A 19762-nucleotide genomic window follows, 5' to 3' on the forward strand; every position below is an offset into this window, starting at 1 on the left:
ATATTAAAAAGTAACTTTTGCTCCTAACAGGTACATTTTTGCCAGTGGGAAGGCATTAAAATCCATAGCCCTTGCCACGTTCCTGTTTTGTTGCGATCCATCAACTATATTGCCTATTTCAGGGTCGAGGCCGCTGTATTTGGTCCAGGTAAGCAGGTTTTGCGCGTTTACATAAAAGTGTAAAACCGATACGCCAAACCTTTTGGTGATGCGCTCTGGCAGGGTGTAGCCTAAAGTTACGTTTTTAACACGTACAAAATCAGAGCTTTCAACAAATCTTGAGTTTACAAAACCACCATGTGTTGTACCGTAAAAGCCGTTGGCCGGCACTGTACCGTTAGGGTTAGTTGGCGACCATACATCTGTTGACACTTGCACCAAACCGTTTCCGTTTGATATTGGGTTCAGTAAATCCTCTTTCTGTACGTTTAGTAATTTACCACCGGTTTGGCCCTGCACCACAATATCAAGCTCAAAGCCTTTGTATACAATGTTGTTGGTGAAACCAAAAATTGCTTTCGGCACGCCGGTTCCTAAAATAATGCGGTCGTCGGCGTTTACTGTACCATCGCCGTTTACATCTTTAAATTTAGGATCGCCGGGGTTTGAGTTTTTCTGCGTGGTTGTTAACACAGGGTCGTTTTGCTGTACAATGCCTTCATAAACGTAGCCATAAATAGCACCCAGTGGCGCGCCTTTACGGATAATGAACGGCGACTCGAAGTTGGCCGCGCCATCAGGTTTAAATGAGCCTACCGGGATGTCGGCATTGTTATTACCCAATGATGTTACCTTGTTGGTGTTGATAGAATAAGATAATGTGCTATTCCACCTGAAATCTTTTGCACGCAGGTTAGTGGTTTGCAAGAAAAACTCCCAGCCCTGGTTAACTACAGCACCGGCATTACCGAACCGGGTTACGAAGCCCGTTGAGGGCGATATGCTACGTGCCAAAAGCAGGTCATTGGTATTCTTTTTATAATAATCTACCTCGAGTATAACACGGTTGTTGAATATGCCCAGATCTAATCCTAAGTCTAACGCTTTTGTTTCTTCCCATTTCAGGTCAGGGCTTGATAAGCGATCAATAGCAATACCCTGCACGGTTGATACACCATCAAAAGTATACTTGGTGCTGTTATTGGCACCAAACGTACCTTGCGACGAACCGGTAGGTATACGATCATTACCTGTAATACCGTAACTGCCACGAAGTTTACCTGTTGTGAACCAGCCTTTTTCTTTGATAACGTCTTCTTCGGCAAAATTCCATGCCGCCGCTGCCGACGGGAAGTAACCCCATTTGTGATTAGGGCCAAACACTGATGAGCCGTCTGCACGGAAGGTACCTGTTAAGATATATTTGTTTTTGTAATCGTAATCAAAACGACCGAACCAGCTGGCGCGTTTGGCATCAGCCGCCCTTACCGAGTATGACTGGAAAGTACCTGCGTTAGATAAGTTATTATATCCCAGTTCATCGCTGGCAAAGTTGGTAGCAATGGTGCCGTTTTCCCAATAAGTTGATTTTTGGCCGTTAAAACCGGCAAGTAAATTAAGGTTGTGACCACCTTGTTTGATGGCGTATTTTAAGGTTGGGTTAACGATCAGTTCGCGCTCATCAATGTTGGTGATGGTTGCTTTACCTTTTGTTGCCGATACCGTAACTACTGTAGATGGTGCAAAATATAATGCCTCAGAGCGCGTCATATCAGCACCTACATCTGTTTGAAACACCAGGTTTTTAATAGGCTCAAATTTTAGTGAGTAGTATGCCTGTGTACGATAAGATGTATTTGAGCGGTCTTCTGCTGCCAGGAAGTGCAGCGGGTTTTGCGCATCGCGCTGTGCCGAAACACCGCTATCAAATGTTGATGCCGGGTTTGCCTTTAATACTTGTTTAAGGAAACCGTTAATGGTTGATGGAGCCAGCGGCAAATCATTCTGAATGCCGTAGTTGCCAAAAACACGGGCACTCATGGTAAGTTTATCATTAACGGTATGGTTAATGTTAACACGGCCACCTATACGCTGATAGCCCGATTTGATAACTATACCTTCCTGGTTAAGGTAATCAAAGCTGGAGAATATATTGGTTTTTGGCCCGCCACCTTCAAAGCTCAAAGTATGGCTTTGTACATAACCTGTGCGAAATACCTCGTTCTGCCAGTTGGTGCCTAAAATGCCTTGTTGTAAAGAATCTAAACGGCCTGCACCATAAGGCGGCGTATTGCCCTGCGCAGTAGCCAGGTTGTTTAACCTTATAGCATTTTGATAACCGTTCATCAAGTCGAAACGGTTTACTATTTGCTGGAAACCGGCATAGCTATGAATGTTTAAGCTGCTTTTATGTTTGTTACCGCTTTTTGTGGTGATCATGATAACACCATTAGCACCACGCGCACCGTAGATAGCTGTTGAAGATGCATCTTTCAAAACGGTTAACGAGGCAACATCATCAGGATTGATAGAGAAACCTACACCCGAGCTTACCGGGAAACCATCAATAACGTAAAGTGGCTCGCTATCTGCATTGATAGAGTTGGTACCACGTACGCGGATGGATAATGATGCACCCGGCGTACCGTTGTTTTGCGTTACCTGCACGCCCGGTGCACGGCCTTGCAGCATCTGTGCTAATGATTGCGAAGATTTGTTCAGATCTTCGGCATTAAGCGCAACTGCCGAACCCGTAAAGGTGTTTTTGTTTTTAGAACCGTAACCAACTACCAATATCTCGCTCAATTGCTTGTTTGCTTGCAGCATCTTCACATCAACTACCTTTTGGTCGGTAACTTTTATTTCCTGGGTGGTAAAACCCATCATTGAGAATACCAGCGTTGAACCAGGCTCAACATTTAGGCGGTAAGCACCATCGGCATTGGTAGTGGTACCGGTTTTACCGCCTTTAACAGAAACGTTAACGCCAGGAAGGGTGGCGCCGGTTTCGTCGGTAACTGTACCGGTTATCTGTACGGCAGCAATGTTTGTTTTTGCTTGTGCTGGTTCGGCTGCCAGCGCGGCATCATGCCACGCCATCTGCACCGATAGGCAGATGCCGGCACATACGGCCAGTTTAGCCAGGCGCCCGGGCATTAAGCTTGTTGTTTTGTGTTTAGTAAAGGTTTTTACCATTTTTAAGAAAATTAGGGTAAAGAAAATTTAGTTTTTGTCAGCAGGTTTAGGGGTGTGTATTTTTAATTCCGGTGGCCGTTATTTAGCAGGCTTGTCTCCGGGCTCTTTGTATTCTTTAATTTTTATCCAGTCAACATACATGTAATCCACAATAAAATCGGCGCGGCCTATCCAGTAAGGGAACCAAATACCTACCCAAAATTTTGAAGCCCTGTCGGGTACAAAATCATAAGCGGTTGTCATTAATTTGTTATCGTAATACCACTCTACCCGTGCTTTTTCGGTAGGGCTGCCGGTATGCCATTCAATGCGGTACAAGTGGTACTGCCCGTCGGCCTGGTTGCCAAACGGCATATCGGTGGTTTTGTGCATGTCGTCGCCTACGCCACGCCAGCTGGTCATTAAACCCCATGTAATATCCGATTTTTCGGGCGTATTTGGCGCCTGGTTACGTCCCGGAAATTCAAAATCTATCTCGTGGTTAGCAGTGTCACTTTTGTAATAGTAAGTCCAGAAGGCTGATAATGCGCCAACTTGCGGGCATATCTTGGCGCGTACCTCGTAGCTGCCCGATGCAAAACTGCGCTTGCTGCTAATAACGCCGCCTACTTTAGTTTTTTGTCCGTGGCCCCATATATTACCGGTGTAATAATTGCCATGAGCACGTATCACCAGGTTGCCATCCTTAACATAAACGTTCTCCGGTATCACGCCGCCGTGGGTTCCTTTTGCAGGGTTTTCGCCCCATTTGGTATTTTCTTTTTTCCAGTACGAACTATTGAGTTTTGTTCCGTTAAAGTCATCAAAGAAATCCTGGGCGGCAGTACGCTGCCCAAGGATAACTATTAGCGAAACTGAAATAAATGCTGTGTAAAAATTCTTTCTCATCAATCAGATCAATTAGTCGGGGGTGTTTTGTACAATGCAATATTATGCGAGATGCTTTTCCTATTATTTCCAATAGTCCGCAATAATTGCAATCCTGTCCATTTTTGATTGTTTTTGAGCTCTATAGCCCTGTTTATGATCATTTATTGGTATTTTAACATTGTAATTATCTTAACCACCTGATTTAATTGAGCATGCGCCTTAGGCTGAGTATTTTATTAAGTTTTTTTGTAGTAACGGCTTTTGGGCAAACGCAAAACCTTAAGTTCACCCAGCTGGGTACATCCGGCGGATTATCTCGCAGCGAGGTGCAGTGCATTTACCAGGACAGGCAGGGCTTTATGTGGTTTGGTACCCGAGATGGCCTTAACCGTTACGATGGTTATAAATTCAAAGTCTTTAGGAAAAATCCCAATAATAAAAGCGCCATCGCCTCAAATGATATAAAAGCGCTTTTAGAAGATAATAACGCCAACCTGCTGGTTGCCACTGCCGATGGCGGGCTAACGGTACTTGACCTTAGGGCCGAGCAATTTTACGCCGCTGATAACAAGCTGCCCGGGATGACCAATATCAGCAACTATATACATACTTTGTATGCTGATGGCAGTAAGGTGATATGGTTAGGCAGCAGCGATAAAGGTTTATACCGGTACGATGCAGGTAGCAAAACACTCAAAAGCCTATTAACGGGCAATGCATCCAACCAAAATATCACCAATATTATTAAGGATAGTAAAGGGAATATCTGGGCAGGTACGGGTGCCAATGGCATTTATATATTCTCGGCCGGCGGCAAATATCTTAAGCATTATGGCACAAATGATGGCACAGCACGCGGACTCACCCACAACAATATCAAATTTATATACCAGGATCATCAGCAGCGGATATGGGTGGGTACTTATGGCGGCGGCCTGCACCAGTATGATGCAGCAACGGATACGTTTAAGCAGGTACAGTTTGAAAACTCTTTTGAGGCCAATGCACATCGTTTTTTGCTTTGCATGGAAGAGGATACCAAAGGCAACCTTTGGATAGGTACCGAGAATGGCGGTTTAAGTATTTATAATCCTGTTACTAAAAGTTCGGTAACGTATCACCATGTAGATAATGATGCAGGCAGTATCAGCAGTAATACTATTAACTGCATTAAACGCGACAAGAAAGGCAATATGTGGATAGGTACGGCCAACTCGGGCATCTCCATGGTGCGGATAGACGAGGGCGTATTTACACACTATAAGTATCAGCATGATGCTAACGGGCTAAGCAACAATATTGTAAACGGCATTTTTGAAGATGACCAGCACCGTATATGGATAGGTACCGATGGCGGCGGGTTAGATCTGTTTAATCCCTTAACCGGCAGTTTTAAATACTACAAACACCAGCCCGGTAATGCTGCCAGCATTGCCGGTAATTATGTGCTTAACATGGCGCAGGATGGTAACCACAATATTTGGGTAGGTACATGGGGAGATGGCGTAACAGTATTTAACCCCGCAACAAATACCTACAAGCATTTTCGTAACATACCCGGCGATCCCGGCAGTTTAAGTAATAACAATGCTTTTTATATTCTGCACGATAGCAAGAACAGGATGTGGGTGGGCACCTACGGCGGCGGACTTGATCTGTACAATGAGGCAACGGGCAAATTCTCACACTTTGTGAATGGTGCTCCCGGCAGCATTAGCAGCAATTACATCCTTACCATGCATGAAGACCGTAACGGTATTGTTTGGGTGGGTACCGATGAAGGGGGCTTAAACAAGTACAATGGCGACGGTACGTTTAGCGCCTACACAACAGTAAAAGCATTGCCAAAAGGCAGCGAAAAGTTCAGCAATAATACGGTAACCGGTATTTGGGACGATGCCGATGGAAATATATGGGCAGGTACCAGTTATGGGCTTAACTATTTTAATCCGCGCACGCTTATTAATAAAACATACTTTGCCGAAGATGGCCTGGCTAACGATGCCGTAGGTGCCGTACTGGGCGACACGCAGGGCTATGTTTGGATAAGCACCAATAAAGGCCTTAGCCGTTTTGACCCTAAACATAAAACCTTCCGCAATTTCTCTACCGCGGATGGTTTACAATCTGACGAGTTTAAGTATGGCAACTATTTGGATAAGGCCGGCCGTATGTATTTTGGCGGTCGTAACGGTTTTAATGTTTTTACACCAGATAAGATCCAGACCGTCAACTTTGATCCGCCGGTGGTGTTTACCAATTTTCAGCTTTTTAACAGCGATGTAACCGTTGGCGGCGAAGGCTCGCCACTAAAGGTGGCCGTGCCTATGGCTAAGGAGATCGTATTATCTTACAAGCAATCGTCCTTTTCGTTCGAGTTTGCTTCGCTTAACTACACGGCAGGAGAGAAGAAACAGTATCGCTACAAACTGGTAGGTTACGAAAGCGACTGGCATAACCTGGGCACACGTAACAGCCTTACATATACCAACCTTGATCCCGGTACTTATACTTTAATGGTGAAAGGTTTGGATAATAACAGGCAATGGTCTGCTAAAGTAAGCGAGATAAAGATCATTGTAACACCACCGTTCTGGAAAACCTGGTGGTTTAAGTTGTTGCTGTTTTTGGCGATAGCGGGGGGAGTGGTTGTGGTGTTTTACCTGCGCCTATCTGGTATACGTAAACGTAACCGGCAGTTGGAGCGGGAAGTAAGCCTGCGTACGCAACAGCTATCAGACACCAACAGCCAACTGGTTGAGAGTTATGACGAGATACGCCAGCAGAACGAAAGCCTTGAGGTGGTGAACAAAGAGATATCGCGCAAAACGGATAAGATCTTACAACAACAGGAGCAGATAGTTAATCAGAACCAGCAATTGGAGAATACGGTTAACGAATTGGAAGCGAGCAATAAAACCAAGGATATGTTCTTCTCTATCCTGGCGCACGATTTGAAGAACCCAATTGCGGCACTTACCGGTTTGTCTGATCTGCTTAAAACAAGACTGAGTTATCTGAATCCTAACGAGGTGGTATCTTTTGTGCATGATATTAGCCGCTCATCAAACTCTATCAATAACCTGGTGATCAATATGCTTGATTGGGCGCGTACACAATCAAGCAATCTGCTTTGCCAGCCGGTAAACATCAACCTGCGCGAGCTGGCCCTTAAGAACGTTTACCTGGTACAAATACAATTGGCCAATAAGAATATCGACTGCAAGGTGGAGATTGACACAGATAAGAATGTGTATGCCGATTACCAGATGTTGAACACCATTGTACGAAACCTGCTCAGCAACGCTATTAAATTTACACCGGTATCGGGAAAGATCACCATCAGCGCCGCATGCGAGGGTGATGAAGTAATGATATCTATTACCGACTCTGGTATAGGTATGACGGCTGAGCAATTGCAGCAGCTACAAGAACCGCAATTGCAGGTATCTCTTGGTACGGCAGGAGAAACAGGTACAGGGCTTGGCCTGCAGATCTGCCGCGATTTTGTGCAGGTTAATAATGGTCGTATACAAATTTTGAGTACGCCGGGTAAGGGTACTGTTATTACCATCATTATGCCTAAAGCGTTAAACAATGAAACCGTGGGCGCAGGTTTTGATAAGGAAAATACTGAAGAGGCAAACGATGTTCAGTTTGACGAACAATTGCATTTACTACCTGATGCAAAAAGGCAGATACTAAAAGGTAAACGCATCCTGATAGTGGAAGATAACCAGGAAATGCGCAATTATCTCAAAGCTTTGCTGGCAGGAGTGTTCGAGATATTTGAGGCCGATAATGGTGTGAATGGCCTGCGTACGGCCAAAGAGACCCAGCCTGAACTTATTATTACCGACCTGATAATGCCCGTAATGAATGGCCTTGAATTTTGTAACGCCATAAAAAGCGATGTGCAAACCAGTCACTTGCCGGTGCTGCTGCTTACCAGCGAGGATAATGCAGCCAGCCAATTATCAGGTTATGAGGCAGGTGCCGATATCTATCTTACCAAACCTGTTAACAGGCAACTGCTATTGAGCGTTATTTTTAATTTTATAAAGGGGCTTGATAGGGTTAAAGGGCAATTCTCTGAAACCGATAAACTGATCCCTGATGATCTGGATTACAATAAACTCGATCGTGAGTTCCTGGAAAAGATGAGCCAGTTTATCGAGCTAAATCTCTCCAATGCCGACCTGGACTACAAGATGCTGAGCGACCATGCCGCCATGAGCCGTACAGTGTTATATGCCAAATTCAAATCGCTCACGGGTATGGGTGTGCATGATTTTATTAAAAATATCCGTCTTAAAAAGGCATTGGAACTTTTACAACAAGGCGGGCTAAATGTAAGCCAGATAGCTTATGAGGTTGGCTTTGCCACACCATCATATTTCTCAAAAAGCTTTACCAAACAGTATAAAATGACACCAAAGGAGTATGTACTTACTTTGAAGAATAGAAAAGAAGGGGCAATGAACACATCAAAACTATGATATCGGTTGGTAAATCAATCGGCTATTAATGGGGAGCATCCTAAAAATCAGCTTTTTTGTTTTTACATTTATCTGCCAATATAAAACCATGCTAAGAAAAATTTTGATGGGCACCCTGGTATTAAGTGCCATGGGTAGCGCTGTAACAAACGCGCAAAATGTTGCCAGAGTAGCCTCGTGGGTAACACGCGCAGATAAGTCTGAACTGCTTAAGAAACAGGCTGTCCAACCCGCATTCGGCAAAATAAATTCTGAGTACGCGGTTATTACGGTGGATGATAAACAGCATTACCAGCAAATAGATGGTTTTGGATTTACTTTAACAGGTGGCAGCGCGCAACTTATCAATAAGCTACCTGCTCAGTCACGGAAGCGCTTATTGAACGAATTGTTCAGCACTGCAGGCAATGGTATAGGGGTGAGCTACCTGCGCATCAGCATTGGTGCATCAGACCTTAATCCTGATGTTTTTACTTATGATGATATGCCTGCCGGCCAAACCGATCCTGATTTGAAGAATTTTAGCCTTGCAAAAGATGCCGGTGTGCTATCGCTCCTGCAGGATATCATTAAAATAAATCCCCGTATAAAAATATTAGGTAGCCCTTGGACGCCTCCCTCATGGATGAAAACTAATGAATCATCTATGGGGGGTAGCTTAAAGCAGGATTGTTATGAGGTGTATGCAAAGTACCTGGTGAAATACATTCGTGGCATGAAAGCCAAAGGCATCACTATTGATGCTGTCACTTTGCAGAACGAGCCGCTTAACCCTAAGAATAACCCAAGCATGGTGATGGAAGCTGCTGAGCAGGCTGCGTTCATTAAAAATAATGTAGGGCCTTCGTTCCGCTCTGCGGGGATCAAAACAAAGATCATCACTTATGACCATAATGCCGACCGCCCCGATTATCCGATGGATATTTTAAAAGACCCGGAGGCCCGTAAGTATGTGGATGGCTCTGCTTTTCACTTGTACGGCGGTAAAATAGAAGCACTCAGCGAGGTACATAATGCATATCCTGATAAGAACCTTTACTTTACAGAGCAATGGGTAGGTGCACCCGGTAATTTTCCCGGCGACCTTAACTGGCACGTAAATAATCTTATTATAGGTGCAACACGCAACTGGGCCCGTAACGTACTGGAGTGGAATTTAGCTGCGGATTCAAAATACGAGCCCCACACGCCCGGTGGTTGTACCGAATGCCTTGGCGCCATTACGGTAGAGAAGGATGTTTTGCGCAATGTTGCGTATTACATTATAGGGCATGCATCCAAATTTGTGCCCGCGGGCTCTGTTCGCATTGCCTCAAACATAACCGGCGATCTGGCTAATGTGGCTTTTAAAACACCGCAAGGCAAAAAGGTACTTATTGTAGTGAATAACGCTAAAAGCAAAACCATCTTTAATATCATTAACCGCGGCAGGGCGGCGCTCTGCAGCCTTGATGCAGGTGCTGTTGGCACGTTTGTTTGGTAGGGTTTATTTGAACATTCTCAGCGTATCTTCGGCCTGGTCAAATAGGTACAAGCGATGGGTTTCGGTATCAATATAAAGCCATTCAGCCACGTTAGCGCCGTTTTCGCCCACAGGGGCAATGCCTAAAAGCGTGTAGTTCCGGTTTTCTCTTTCTGCCTGTTCTATTGAATAAGTAATATCACTGCGTTTGTTTATAGCATTCTTCAGTAATTCGTTTTTGGTGTTGGCCAGGTAATATTCTGCCAGTTTGTAGATCTTATCCAGGTAATCTTTTGAATACTGCTCATCTGCCGACCATGTATATTTTAGCTGCTTATTGTACTCCTTCCTAAATTTAGATACCGGCCCGTCGCTGGTCTTTTTTACCGATACCAGCATTTCTGCAGGCTCAGGTTTCTCATCATCGCCCGCAATGGTTATCATGCCATGCTTCCACGTAATATCAATAAGGTCACCGCGGTTAAGGCTACGGTCGGTATCGTCGCTATTAATAAAGTAATATACGTTATCGCCTTGTTGCGCAATAAACTGGTAGTAATCGCTATCGTCGTTATAGTCCACAAACTGCATCGTAGCATGTTGTGTGGGTTCGGGTTTGGCTTTGAGTGTATCTTGTTTGGGAAGGTTTTGGTTAGAGAATGTGTCAACACCGGTAACAGGTGTATCCGGGTTTGGGCGCTGCTTTGCGGTTTTTGAATTGCAAGCGAACAACCCGCCTATGATGAAACTGAGAACCAGGCCTTTTGCCAGCTTTTTCATTGGGTGATAAGATTTTTGTTGGTGGTTGATATTTTGTATATAACCTAAAACCTTCACAAGTGTTCTAACAAACAAAAAAGACCGGCATTAGCCGGTCTTTTTCATATATATGGTGGAGCGGGGTTATTCAAAAATGAAATATGATTTTTTACCATCAAGATCAAGTACACGCACTTGTTTTTCAATGGTTTGTGTACCGCTGGTTACAGTTAAGGTGTAGTCGCCTAAGGCAAGAGCAGAGATGTTGAAACCTTGTGTTTCGCCGGCTTTGTTTGAGATAGCCTTTTTGTAAAGGTTGTTGCCTTCGCTGTCGTTAATTTTTACAAGAGGGGTTGCGTCCATATCGCCAAGTACTGATACAGTTAGTACCATTTTGTTGGTAAGGCCTTTTACTTCGATAGCTTTGCTGATCTCTTTGTCGTTTGCAGTTTTTACTGTTGTGTTTGCAAATAAACTACCGATGCTTAAAACTGAAACTAATGCTGTTAAAATGATTGACTTTTTCATGATGCTATTTTTTAATTTTTTAAATATTTCTTTCGATTTGTTGAAACAAAGTAACAGCACATTTTTGGAGCAAAAAAACGCGATAGACCGCCTGTGTATTTAAGTAGACCACAGCTTGTTTCTACTCTACAGCTATGTTTTTGGCTATGATTTAAATCCCGCGAAAGCCTGCCATCGACAGAATACCAAGTCTCGTCTATTATTCCGATTGTCTCATCGAATATTGTTGCTCAAAAGCAGTTAAAACCGCTCTTTTGAACCTAAGGAAAGCCTTTAAATATGAGATTGAGGCCCCTTAGTTGATTAATGCGCCTCGGGTGAGATAGGGGCGCATTTTTTTATATATTCGTAGTTAACCAATTGTAACCTGCTGCCCGCCAATGATAACGCGCCCCTACGCAAAGTTTTTTGTATCGGCCCAATTTTGGGTGATGGTTTTTTTGCTGGCATTTGTTTGCATGCCGCTCATCTATCCGGTAAAATTCCCTGTACAGTTTTGGGTTAAGCAAACTTTTGATTTTGCTATCTGGAGCGGTGTGTTCTTTTTTAGCGGATATGTGCTGGCACCTAAAGTGATATTTAAAGGGCAAATCCTTTTGTCAATTATTATAGTAATACTAATTATGATAGGGGTGGTTTGGGTAGATAACCAGTTGGATAAATTGCTGCACATGCAGGAGGCCATGGATAAAACCTTTGGCACCAAACAGCATAGTACGCCGCACCTTGGTAATTTTATCGCAGTGGTAGTAACCCTGCTATTATTGGGCATGGGTACTATATCTGCAGTGGTACAGCGTTTCCAGGCGGATAGGTTGAAAGAGCAAGTACTGCAGCAGGAGAAAATAGTATCAGAATTATCGTTTCTTAAAACGCAGATCAACCCGCACTTCTTTTTCAATGTGCTCAATACCATTTATGCCCTTATTGGGAGCAAGAACACAGATACTGCCCAGGAATCGGTTTACACACTATCGCACATGATGCGTTATGTATTATATGATACCAAGCATGACCATACTACGCTTGCCAAGGAGATAGCCTTTATTGATGATTACATTAAACTGATGCGTTTAAGACTACCCGATGCGGTGCAAGTGATATTTGAAAAGCCCTTAACGCAGGCCAATGCAGAGCTATCACCGATGTTGTTTTTGCCTTATATTGAAAATGCATTTAAACATGGTGTAAGTTCGGTGCATCCAAGCTATATTTATATAGAACTGAAGCAGGCCGGTAACGAGTTACTGTTCGAGATCCGTAATTCGCTGTTTGAGCAGCAGCCTGATAATAAAGAGGAAAGCAACGGTATAGGGTTAAAGAATACCCAGCGCAGGCTCGATCTTTTGTATCCCGGTAAACATTTGCTGCAGGTAGAAAAAGATGATACCGCACGCGAATTTGTTGTGAAACTTAAACTCCAATTGCAATGATCATAAAATGTATTGCGGTAGATGATGAACCAATGGCTCTAAACCTGGTGGTATCTTACATTGAGCAAACGCCGTTTTTACAATTGGTTGATAAATGCTCAAGTGCTATAACTGCTCTTCGATCCATTCAGGATCATCCTGATGTTCAGCTGCTTTTCCTTGATATTCGGATGGCCGACCTGAGCGGGATGGAACTTGCCAAAATAATAGACCAGGGAACCAGCCGCCGCGACCGACGCATTATTTTTACAACGGCTTATGACCAATATGCCCTTGAAGGTTATAAGGTTGGTGCGTTAGATTACCTGATGAAGCCCTTTAGCTTTGCCGATTTCTCCCGTGCTGCGGCAAAAGCCTTTGAATATTTCTCGATGTTTGAAGAAGCAAAGCAAGTCCCTGTAACTCGCCAGGTTTCTGTAACGCCCGATAAAGACTACATATACCTTAAAGTAGAGTACCAGTTGGTGAAGGTAGATACAGGGCATATTTTATACATAGAAGGGCTAAAGGATTATGTAAAAGTATTTTTGGATAATGAAACTAAGCCTATCCTTACCCTTACCAGCCTAAAAAATCTGGAAGAGAAATTACCCATTACAAAATTTCGCAGGTTGCACCGCTCGTACATAATAGCGTTGGATAAAGTGAAGGCCGTAACCAAAAACTCGTTACAGGTGGCCGATATCACTGTACATATCACCGACCAGTACAAAGATGCTTTCGCCGAATTTCTAAGCAGCTGGGCTTAATTCATGCTCCTGAACTCGACAGGCGTTTTGCCGGTTTTTTGCTTAAACAACTTGCTGAAGTATTGTGGGTATTCAAAGCCGAGCAGGTAAGCTATTTCGCCAACCGATTTATCGCTGCCTAACAATATATTCTTAGCTGCTTCTATCAAATGTAGATGAATATGATCTTGTGCATTTCTGCCGGTTTCTTTTTTTAAAAGGTCGCCCAGGTAGGCAGGAGAGAGGTTTACCTGGTCGGCAAGGTATTTAACGGTAGGCAGGCCATGGCGGCTAAGGTCATCGTTTTGAAAATAGCTGTTCAGGATCTGCTCAATTTGGCTTACCACCGTTTTGTTGGATGTTTTGCGGGTGATAAACTGCCTGCCATAAAACCTTGTGCAATAATTCAACAGCAACTCTAAAGATGATACAATAATAGACTGGCTGTAGGTATCGATGTTTTCCTGCAATTCGCTATCTATCTTCAATACACAATCGGTCAGCACCTGTTTCTCTTTTTCTGAGAGATGGAGAGATTCTGATACTTCGTACGAGAAAAAGCTGTACTCATGCAGTTTATTACCCAGCGATGTGCCCCTTATCAGATCGGGGTGGAAGAAAATGCCCCAGCCGTTCATGGCGGTAACACCCGTAGGCCGTTCCTCGTTCTCCATCTCAATAACCTGGTTAGGCGCAATGCAAACCAGGCTGCCATTCTGAAAATCGATCATCTTGCGGCCGTACTTGATGTTTTGGCGGTGGTAATCTTTACAAAGAATGTAATATAGGTCGCCCGAGATCTTTGTGCCATCAGGGATATGTTCCTTTACCTTGCCAAAATCAATAATGGCTATTAGCGGGTGTTTGATAGTGCTCTCCAGCCCAAACATTTTAAACAGATCGGGGATGCCTTGTAGCTGCAAAAAGTCGCTCATTGTGCGTTTGCTTTAAAAGCATACAGAAACACCGGATATGGTGTTTCTGTACGCCGGTATAAAATTACAATCCAAACTGGCTTTTTATAGCCTCGGTGAATCTTTTATCATCAAGTTGTTTGCGGTTGTTCACGGTTTCGCGGGCATCTTCGCCGGCAGTGTAACGTAGCTGATCAGTACCATCCGTAACGGCTTCATATATCACATCGGCCACCAAGCTTGCCGGAGAGGCATGTTCAAAAAAGGCGGGCATACCTTCCTGTAACTTTTGGAAAATATGGGCGTATTCGGGCATGTTCTCATCGGTGCTTATGTCAAGAGAACGGGTAGTGAAATCTGTGTGGATAGCGCCGGGCTCAACAATTTTCATCTTGCCGCCAAATTGCTCCACCTCAAAGTTCATGGCTTCAGAGATACCCTCAACCGCAAATTTGGTTCCGTGATATAGCGCACCCAACGGGAAGGTTACCTTACCACCAACAGATGATATGTTAACGATAATGCCGCTTTTGTTAGCGCGGAAATGTGGCAATACCGCGCGCGTAACATCCAGCAAACCTATCACATTAGTGTTAAACTGGCGAATGATGCTATCCCTGCTAAATGTTTCAACCGGGCCAAAGGCACCGTAACCTGCATTGTTCAACAAAGCATCTATCTTACCAAATTTTTGAATGCCCGCCTCAACCGCCTGTTGTATCGATTCAAGATCGAGCACATCCAGTTTGGTCACTAAAACATTTTCTAATGCGCTTAGTTCGGTCTCGTTTTGCGGGTTGCGCATGGTAGCTATCACATTCCATCCTTTTGATTGAAATAATATGGCAGTGGCTTTTCCTATACCGCTGCTTGCACCTGTAATTAAAATTGTCTGGTTCATTTTTTGTAGATTTTATTTGATGAACCAAAGATGGGGAGTGCCGCCAGGCAGGCGTTAATATTTATTATGGCAACTTGTATGCTTTTTACGGATAAGGATAAATTCAGAACAAAAAGAGGCGGGGCGGAGTTAATAGCTAAACCTTTACATTGAATACGTACAATGAAGAACCTTTGCTTTATCCTGCTTGTTTGCTTCTTCGCCACACCGGCATCAGCCCAAACTAAAGCTGAAATAAAAGCATCAAAAAAACTGTTTGAAGGTAACTGGGCTAACAAGAAACTACAACGTCACCTGTCTATTTCTTTTGATGCTGCGGATAACTACGCCACCATCAACGACTGGCATGGCAAATGGAGCCAGGACAATAACACCATTGATGCCTACAAAGCTTTTATAGAACATGATAAACTGGTGATGCCCGAAGATAAGACCGATCTGCGGGCACCGTATTGCGAGATCATCAGAAAAGGAAGCACACTGTTATACCGCTGCCGCGGGATGGATACCAAAGACAAGCGCTTTGTTGACGAAGTATTGTTTGTGCGCGAAAAATAAAACAATGTTTTATTTACTTTAGTGTGCTGATGAGCCACCTTTTAGACTCCATACTTTGCGGTTCGGTATTGTTGCTGGCCGTTGTTGTACTCATTAATGCCCCGCGGGTAAATGTGAAGGCCAACAAGTGGTTTGCCGCTTTTATGTTCTGCTTTTTTCTGGTATGCCTGCAGAATGTGCTATTGACCAACGGCTTGCTTAATGAAAATGACAAGGCTTTTGAACTCCTCGCTATCAGCAACTTTGTGTTGGCCCCGCTGTTTTATCTCAGTGTTTCATTTTATGTTAAGCCGGTTATCACTTTCCGGTTCAATCATTACCTCCATTTTGTTTTTGCGGCTTTTGTTCTCATTATAACACTTATCTCGTTCAGGTTAGATGCGGGTGACTATCCCGATGAGTCCCCTACAGGAGCCGCAGAGAATATCTTTAACAGCCTGTTTAGTATCCAGGTCACGGTTTATTGCTTGCTGGCTGCGTGGAAGATAATAAAGTATCAGCGCGGATTGCTTCAGCACCGCTCCGTTTTAGAAACCATTGATCTGAACTGGTTGAAACACATCAGCATTGGTGTGCTGATCATGTCGTTGTTTTGGACGGCGGATATCGTTTTTCAGTTATCAGAGCATTACCCTGCAGTTGATATAGCTACCAGCCTGGTTTATCTCTCGGGTACATTTTACATTGCTAATTACTGGTTAAAACAGAAAGAGGTATTCCCGTACTCGGCCGAAGAGAAGAAAGAGATTAATACTATTATTGACGAACCGACGGCTACCAACCGTAAAGATCTCTTAACGGATGATAAACTGGCAACCTTGAAAGCGGAGTTACTCGAGCTGCTTGATAACGAAAAACCTTACATAGATGCCGACCTCAACCTGATAAAACTTGCGGAGATGCTGAAAGTCTCCGCGCATATCCTTTCTTATGTTATCAACGCAGGCTTTAATGAAAACTTTTACCAACTGATAAACCGTTACAGGGTAGAAGAAGCTAAACGACTAATACCCGATCCAAAAATGGCACACCTGAGTTTGCTGGGCATTGGGTTTGAAGTGGGTTTTAATTCTAAAAGTGTATTCAACAGTACGTTCAAAAAAGTTACGGGGCTTACACCATCGGCTTACAAAGCCTCTCACGCAAATAAAAAGGAGTCCTGATTGATAGATCAGGACGATTAAGCTTCAGTTTCTATGGTTTTTTGACGAAAACTGTAAAACAACATGACGTACTTAAAACACCTCTTTATTATTCCGGCTATTCTGTTACTAAATACCGCCTGCAAGAAAAGCGATGCACAGAAAGCCGTCTTTACGCAGAAAATTGTTAGCCTGCCTACGCATAAACTGAGTGCCTGGGTTGCCGCTAAGAACACCAAATATCTTGTTGTATTTGAATCGGGCCTTGGAGATGACCATACCGCCTGGCCGGAGAAGAACCTGACAGCCACGATCGCCGCCCAAAGTGATGTATTAAATTACGATAGGGCAGGCTATGGTAAATCAACCAGCGGCCCTGCGCCGCGAAATATTGCCAAACTGTGCGAAGAACTGGAGAAAGTGATCGGTGAGTTTGCCGGCGACAGGAAAGTTGTCCTCGTAGGTCACTCCTTAGGCGGCATGATCATCCGCGATTATGCGGTTAAAAATCTATCTAAAACGGCAGCCCTGTTATTCGTCGATCCTTCCAACGAAACCTATAACCGGCCTACGGCAGAAGAACAGGAGATGATCTATAACCTGTTCGCCGGTCAATACGGCGCGAATTTCGGCGGCAGCCAGGAAGCCAAGTATTTGATTGATGATGCCAACTACGTGGCCGCGCTGCCTGCTTTACCTAATGTTCCGGTGGTTGTGCTCACCAGTATGAAAACCGATGCAGACCATAACGCTGCCGACAGGAAGAAATGGTTTGACAGCCACGAGTTGTTAGGTAAAGGCCTCAGCGATTTTAAACACCTCAGTACCACCAGATCCGGCCATTACATTATGCAGGAAGAATCTGAACTGGTGCTGAATAATTTAAAAGAGCTGTTGGCGAAACTGCCCTAACGGCGGCTGTTACTTTTCAACAGCCATTGTGCCATCCTTAGCGTTTAGGTAGTTTCGGGCTGTACTATGAAAGTGATCATTGCCGAAAAGCCATCTGTGGCGCGTGATATAGCTAAGGTGTTTGGCGCAACCACCAAACGCGAGGGGTATATTGAGGGGAAGGGCTATACATTTACCTGGGCCTTTGGGCATTTGCTGCAGCTGGCTCCGCCGCAGGAGTATGGCTTTTATGGCTGGAATGTGCAGAACCTTCCCATGCTGCCATCAAAGTTTAAGCTGTCTGTCCGCAAGACAAAAACTAAAGATGGCGTGGTGGATGATCCCGCCGCGCGCAAACAACTGGATGTGATCCGAACGCTGTTTGACGAAGCAACCGAGATCATCGTGGCAACGGATGCCGGGCGCGAGGGTGAACTCATCTTCCGGTACATCTATTATCATCTTAAATGTAAAAAGCCATTTAAAAGGCTTTGGATCTCGTCGCAAACGGATGCTGCCATTAAAGATGGTTTCCGCAACCTTAAGCCGGGGACGGATTACGATACGTTGTTCTATTCGGCACATTGCCGTTCGCAGTCGGACTGGCTGGTGGGGATGAATGCCACGCAGGCCTTGAGCCTGGCATCAGGCAACAGGGCCGTATTATCGTTGGGCAGAGTGCAAACGCCTACTTTGGCCATGATATGCGCACGGTATCTGGAGAACAAAAACTTCGTACCCGAGATCTATTACCAGGTAGCTATACAGCCCGATAAAGACGGCATCACCTTCCGCGCTATATGCGACCGCCGTTTCAAGACCAAAGAAGAGGCAGAGGTTGTTTTAAGTAAGGTCGAGGATGTGGCATCGGGTTTCCCAGATGGTGGTTTGATACTCAGGGTAGAGGCAAAACCACGCAAAGAACCACCGCCGCTGCTGCACGATCTGAGCAGCCTGCAACAGGAAGGTAACAAAAAGAAAGGTTTTACTGCCGACCAAACCCTTGCGCTGCTGCAAAACCTTTACGAAAGCAAATTGGTAACCTATCCGCGTACCGGCAGCCGCTACATTGGCGACGATGTATTTGCAACCGTGCCCGATCTGATATCAAAATTTGAAGACCATAAAGATTTTGGTAAACAGGCGCAATTGCTGAAAGGTGCCAAACTGAGTAAGAAAAGCGTAAACGCCAAAAAGGTTACCGATCACCATGCGATATTACCTACAGGTGAAAAGCCCAACTATTTAACGCCCGATCAGCAGGCTATTTATGACATGGTTGCCGGCCGCATGCTGGAAGCCTTCCATCAGGATTGTATAAAAGAAATTACCCGCATTGTGGTACAAAGCGGCGAGAAGTTTAACGCCAGTGGTACGGTGATCAGTACCCCCGGATGGCGTGCGGTATTCAACGATGCCGATGAGGATAAAAAGGACGAGGAGAATGTATCCCTGCCAAAAGTGGTAAAAGATGAGCGTTTACCCATCCGCCAAAAAGCCGTTTTAGAAAAGCAAACCAAACCCAAGCCGCTCTACAACGAGGCGAGTCTGTTAAAGGCTTTGGAAACCGCTGGTAAAGATATTGACGATGAAGAACTGCGCGAGGCTATGAAAGAAAGCGGCCTGGGCACACCAGCTACCCGTGCGGCTATCATCGAAACGTTGATCAAACGCGCATACATCAGCAGGGAAAAGAAAAATCTGGTGCCTACCACAACCGGCCTTTCGGTTTACGAAGTGGTAAAGAGCCAACGCATAGCCCAGGCAGAGCTTACTGGTTCATGGGAAAAACGCCTAGAAGAGATAAGGGGCGGGGCATCCGTTACGGCCTTCCGCGAGGAGATAAACGCCTACACCAGAGAGATCACCGGCGAGTTATTGAAAGCAGGCATTCCCCTTAAAACAAGTTGATGATTTAAAATATTTGTAAGGCTTGCCTGTT

14 protein-coding genes are annotated in these 19762 nt (G+C 44.6%); 8 read left to right on the forward strand and 6 right to left on the reverse strand.

Going from position 1 to position 19762, the window contains the following annotated elements; translation table 11 throughout:
• Positions 1-3 precede the first annotated feature (3 nt).
• Together D0C36_RS00175 and D0C36_RS00180 are read right to left on the reverse strand one after the other, a co-directional pair.
• Positions 4-3096 (reverse strand): SusC/RagA family TonB-linked outer membrane protein, encoded by a 3093-nt coding sequence (locus D0C36_RS00175; RefSeq protein WP_158557046.1) that lies wholly within the window; start codon positions 3094-3096, stop codon positions 4-6.
• Between the two features lie 117 nt (positions 3097-3213).
• Positions 3214-4023, reverse strand: a complete 810-nt coding sequence (locus D0C36_RS00180; RefSeq protein ID WP_117389583.1) for a glycoside hydrolase family 16 protein — start codon at positions 4021-4023, stop codon at positions 3214-3216.
• 194 nt (positions 4024-4217) lie between these two features.
• On the opposite strand from D0C36_RS00180, the gene D0C36_RS00185 reads away from it, so the two are divergent.
• Both D0C36_RS00185 and D0C36_RS00190 read left to right on the forward strand, forming a co-directional pair.
• Positions 4218-8504 (forward strand): two-component regulator propeller domain-containing protein, encoded by a 4287-nt coding sequence (locus D0C36_RS00185; RefSeq protein WP_117389584.1) that lies wholly within the window; start codon positions 4218-4220, stop codon positions 8502-8504.
• A gap of 88 nt (positions 8505-8592) precedes the next feature.
• On the forward strand, positions 8593-9987 hold the full coding sequence (locus tag D0C36_RS00190; RefSeq protein WP_117391307.1) for a glycoside hydrolase family 30 protein: 1395 nt from the start codon (positions 8593-8595) through the stop codon (positions 9985-9987).
• A gap of 3 nt (positions 9988-9990) precedes the next feature.
• On the opposite strand, the gene D0C36_RS00195 is transcribed toward D0C36_RS00190, so the two are convergent.
• Together D0C36_RS00195 and D0C36_RS00200 are read right to left on the reverse strand one after the other, a co-directional pair.
• A complete protein-coding gene (locus D0C36_RS00195) occupies positions 9991-10746 on the reverse strand; it encodes a hypothetical protein (RefSeq protein ID WP_147321906.1) in 756 nt (251 codons plus the stop codon).
• A 123-nt stretch (positions 10747-10869) separates the two neighbouring features.
• The gene (locus D0C36_RS00200; protein ID WP_147321907.1) at positions 10870-11253 is read right to left on the reverse strand and encodes a DUF3244 domain-containing protein; all 384 of its coding nucleotides are present in this window, start codon (positions 11251-11253) and stop codon (positions 10870-10872) included.
• 380 nt (positions 11254-11633) lie between these two features.
• Between D0C36_RS00200 and D0C36_RS00205 the strand changes: the two genes are divergently transcribed.
• The gene (locus D0C36_RS00205) at positions 11634-12686 is read left to right on the forward strand and encodes a sensor histidine kinase (protein WP_117389587.1); all 1053 of its coding nucleotides are present in this window, start codon (positions 11634-11636) and stop codon (positions 12684-12686) included.
• A complete protein-coding gene (locus D0C36_RS00210; RefSeq protein ID WP_117389588.1) occupies positions 12683-13435 on the forward strand; it encodes a LytR/AlgR family response regulator transcription factor in 753 nt (250 codons plus the stop codon). The genes D0C36_RS00205 and D0C36_RS00210 overlap by 4 nt, the downstream gene beginning before the upstream one ends.
• Here D0C36_RS00210 and D0C36_RS00215 read toward each other — a convergent pair.
• Together D0C36_RS00215 and D0C36_RS00220 are read right to left on the reverse strand one after the other, a co-directional pair.
• Positions 13432-14349: a helix-turn-helix domain-containing protein gene (locus D0C36_RS00215; RefSeq protein ID WP_117389589.1), complete on the reverse strand. Its 918-nt coding sequence runs from the start codon at positions 14347-14349 to the stop codon at positions 13432-13434. The genes D0C36_RS00210 and D0C36_RS00215 overlap by 4 nt on opposite strands.
• Positions 14350-14413: 64 nt before the next feature.
• A complete protein-coding gene (locus tag D0C36_RS00220; protein ID WP_117389590.1) occupies positions 14414-15229 on the reverse strand; it encodes an SDR family oxidoreductase in 816 nt (271 codons plus the stop codon).
• Positions 15230-15391: 162 nt separating this feature from the next.
• Here D0C36_RS00220 and D0C36_RS00225 point away from each other — a divergent pair, with 162 nt between their 5' ends.
• The 4 genes from D0C36_RS00225 to topB all read left to right on the forward strand — a co-directional run bounded on the left by D0C36_RS00225 (position 15392) and on the right by topB (position 19731).
• The gene (locus D0C36_RS00225; protein WP_117389591.1) at positions 15392-15787 is read left to right on the forward strand and encodes a hypothetical protein; all 396 of its coding nucleotides are present in this window, start codon (positions 15392-15394) and stop codon (positions 15785-15787) included.
• A 29-nt stretch (positions 15788-15816) separates the two neighbouring features.
• Positions 15817-16950, forward strand: coding sequence for a helix-turn-helix domain-containing protein (locus D0C36_RS00230; protein ID WP_117389592.1), 1134 nt, complete (start codon positions 15817-15819; stop codon positions 16948-16950).
• A gap of 63 nt (positions 16951-17013) precedes the next feature.
• Entirely contained in the window at positions 17014-17841 is an 828-nt protein-coding gene (locus D0C36_RS00235) for an alpha/beta fold hydrolase (protein ID WP_117389593.1), read from the forward strand.
• Between the two features lie 66 nt (positions 17842-17907).
• Positions 17908-19731, forward strand: coding sequence for a DNA topoisomerase III (topB, locus tag D0C36_RS00240; protein WP_117389594.1), 1824 nt, complete (start codon positions 17908-17910; stop codon positions 19729-19731).
• The last annotated feature ends 31 nt before the right edge of the window (positions 19732-19762 follow it).

The organism is Mucilaginibacter conchicola (assembly GCF_003432115.1).
Taxonomy (GTDB): domain Bacteria; phylum Bacteroidota; class Bacteroidia; order Sphingobacteriales; family Sphingobacteriaceae; genus Mucilaginibacter; species Mucilaginibacter conchicola.